This is a genomic window from Bradyrhizobium sp. (assembly GCF_049512235.1).
Classification (GTDB): Bacteria; Pseudomonadota; Alphaproteobacteria; order Rhizobiales; family Xanthobacteraceae; genus Bradyrhizobium.
On sequence record NZ_JBEKXH010000638.1, the window covers coordinates 1 to 3,253 of the forward strand.

Annotated in this window: 3 protein-coding genes; all 3 read left to right on the top strand. The window is 62.7% G+C overall.

Going from position 1 to position 3,253, the window contains the following annotated elements; translation table 11 throughout:
- Positions 1–230 precede the first annotated feature (230 nt).
- The 3 genes from ABSG20_RS33140 (at position 231) to ABSG20_RS33150 (ending at position 3,012) form a co-directional block, all read left to right on the top strand.
- Positions 231–1,376 carry an ISAs1 family transposase gene (locus ABSG20_RS33140; protein WP_423868660.1) on the top strand — a complete coding sequence of 382 codons (1,146 nt, stop codon included), beginning with the start codon at positions 231–233 and terminating at the stop codon, positions 1,374–1,376.
- 251 nt (positions 1,377–1,627) lie between these two features.
- The gene (locus ABSG20_RS33145; protein WP_423868661.1) at positions 1,628–1,783 is read left to right on the top strand and encodes a hypothetical protein; all 156 of its coding nucleotides are present in this window, start codon (positions 1,628–1,630) and stop codon (positions 1,781–1,783) included.
- Complete coding sequence (locus ABSG20_RS33150) at positions 1,780–3,012, top strand: acetate/propionate family kinase (protein ID WP_423868662.1); 1,233 nt, start codon at positions 1,780–1,782, stop codon at positions 3,010–3,012. The genes ABSG20_RS33145 and ABSG20_RS33150 overlap by 4 nt, the downstream gene beginning before the upstream one ends.
- Positions 3,013–3,253: the final 241 nt, after the last annotated feature.

Here is a 3,253-nt window from a genome sequence, read left to right on the forward strand (position 1 = left end):
GTTTGGGCGGCTGTCTCATTGCCAAATAAGGCGGATACGTGACGGGTCCTGCCTTCTTGGTCAATCGCCCGCCTTCATACAGCGGCGGACGAAAAGATCAATGCCGACAAGTGTATTTGCCAGGGTGACGAGGTCAGGTTAACGCGGTTTTTGGCTTGACGTGGACGGACGACCTCTTTCGCCAGTTCGGCGGAAATGATTCCCTCGGACCTTTCGATTCGGAGGGGCCTATGGAAACCGTATTAGCCAAACCGCGGCTGCGCCTGCTGCTCGACCATCTGGGGGCGATCAAGGATACGCGGCAGTCGTGGAAAGTCGCATATCCACTGCGCGAGGTTCTGTTTCTGGTGGTATGCGGCACGATCGCGAGCGGTGACGACTATGATGACATCGTTGATTGGGGGAAGGCTCATCTGTCGCTGCTGCAGCGGTTCTCGGAGTTTCACTTCGGCATCCCCTGCGCCGACTGGCTGCGCACGGTCATGAATCGGATCGATACGGAGCTGTTTGCGGCCTGCTTTTCGTCATGGGCGGCCGAATGCTGGCCGGACAAGCCCGGCCTGGTGGCCATCGACGGCAAGACCTCGCGGCGCAGCCACGATCGCAAGCGCGAGCAGAAGGCCCTGCATCTGGTCTCCGCCTTCGCCACCACTCACCGGCTGGTGCTGGGCCAGGAGGCGACCGAGGAAAAATCCAACGAGATCACCGCCATCCCGGCGCTGGTGGAGCGCATCAACCTCGAAGGCGCCCTTGTCTCCATCGATGCCATGGGATGCAACCCGAATATCGCTCAGAGCATCCTCGATGCCAAAGCCGACTATCTCCTGGCCGTAAAGGACAACCAGCCAACGCTTCACGCCGAGATCAAAAGCTATTTCGATACCGCCCCTTCCGACAAGGTCGAGCGCTCGCAGACCACCGAGAAGGGCCACGGCCGGCTCGAAATCCGAAGCCACACGGTCTCCCACGAAGTCGAATGGACCGCCCCTGAGCGCTCCTATCCCGGGGCATTCCGGTTTCCCAAGCTCACCACCATCGCGATGGTCGAGAGCCGGATCGAGCGCGGCGACAAGATCGAGACCGAACGGCGCTCCTACATCTCGTCCCGCATACTGTCGGCTGTGGCCTTCGCCGATGCGGTGCGCAGCCACTGGGCCATCGAGAACAATCTCCACTGGACCCTCGACATGACATTCAATGAGGATCAATCTCGCCTGCGGGTTGGCAATGGCGCCAAAAACATGGCCATTGTCCGTCACTTCGCGCTCAACCTGGTGCGGCAGGCCGGCGATAAGCGATCCATCAAGCGACGCCGCAAATGCGCCTCATGGGACCCGGACTACATGTTCCAAATCCTCGGCGTACGGCGATGTTAACCTCGACTCGTTGCCCTGGACGTCCAATGCTGATTCTCACAACGTCGGCTAACGAGCGGGTTTGGCGGAATGCAACGCATCGAAAACAGGATATTCGACGAGATCAGGCCGGGAGACACCGCGAGCCTGGTCCGAACGCTCACCTACAAGGACATCGAGCTGTTCGCGATCATGTCGGGGGACATTAATCCGACGCATCTGGACGACGCGCGGTTTTCCACCCGGTCGATGCGCCGTCGCTGCTCGGCGCCGTGGAAGCCGCCCGCGTCAATCTCATCACGCCGGTGCTGGTTGGACCGGAAGCAAGGATTCGCGCCGCCGCGGCGCTGGCGCAGCTCGATTTGGCGCCTTACGAGATTGTGCCGACAGGGCACAGCGAGGCAGCGGCGGCGGAGGAAAAACAGTGAGTGAGGCCATCCTTGTGCTGAACGCCGGTTCGTCGAGCATCAAGTTCTCGGTTTTCCCGGGGCATGAAAGACCGACCCGGCAGGGTATCATTTGCGAAGGGGCGTGCGAGGGCATCGGCCACCGCGTTCATTTCACGGCCAAAGACCGCAGCGGAACGTCGCTGGTCGATGAGGTTCTGACCGAAGGCACCACCCACGAAGAAGCGCTGGCAGCACTTCTGCGCTGGCTGGAAGGCCACTTTCACGACGATCAGCTGGTGGCGGCCGGACATCGGGTAGTGCATGGCGGATCGCTTTACACCGCGCCGGTCCTTATCGACGCAGCGGTGACCGCCGAGCTGCGCCGCCTCATTCCGTTGGCGCCGCTGCATCAACCCCATAACCTCTCCGCCATCGCCGCCCTCGCAAAGCTTCACCCTGCATTGCCGCAGATTGCGTGCTTCGACACGGCTTTTCATCATACCCAGACTTGGGTTGCCACCGCGTTCGCGCTGCCGCGCCGGCTTGCCGCCGAGGGCATAAGGCGGTACGGCTTTCACGGTCTTTCCTATGAATACATCGCAAGCGTTCTGCCCGGCATTCTTGGCCCGGCAGCCGCCGAGGGTCGCGTTGTCGTCGCCCATCTCGGCAGCGGCGCCAGCCTGTGCGCGATCCACGCCCGCGTGAGCATGGCCACGACCATGGGCTTTACGGCGCTCGATGGCCTGCCCATGAGCCGCCGCTGCGGCAACCTCGATCCCGGTGTCATTCTCTATCTGATGCAGGAGAAGGGCATGACCGCGGCCGAGGTGAGCAGTCTTCTCTACAACGAGTCCGGAGTGCTCGGCGTTTCCGGCATCAGCGACGACATGCGAACCTTGTTGGCCAGCGAGGATCCCCGCGCCAAGCAAGCCGTCGCCCTGTTCGTGTACCGTATCGGACGCGAACTGGGCTCCATGGCCGCCGCCCTCGGCGGCATCGATGCCCTGGTCTTCACCGCCGGAATAGGCGAGCATGCGGCGGAAATCCGGCGCCGCGTTTGCGAGGACGCCGCGTGGCTCGGCCTCGATCTCGACCCGGGCGCGAACGCAGCCGGCGCGGCAATGATCACGCGTCCAGGCAGCCGCACCTCCGCCTGGGTGATTCCGACGGATGAAGATCTGATGATCGCCCTGCATGCCTGGACATTGTTGAACCCGGAAGCCGCGGCGCTCGATTTGCATGGAGATGACGGAAGCCGGAAAGCATGACCCAGTCCGGGAGCATCGCCGGAGCGGCGCGCTCGCGCGCGTCGCGAAGCCGGTATCCTGCGGCACGCGACCAGCTTCGGCCATGAACGGCTTGAAGCCGCTTGCGGTCGCGCCCTCGATATCGGCGCGCGCTCCTACACGTCGGTGACGTCCATCTTGAAGAACAATCTGGATCGCCAAAGGCCCGCCACCGCCACGGACGGGCCTGCGATAGTTCATCCCAACATCCGTGGCCCCCGCT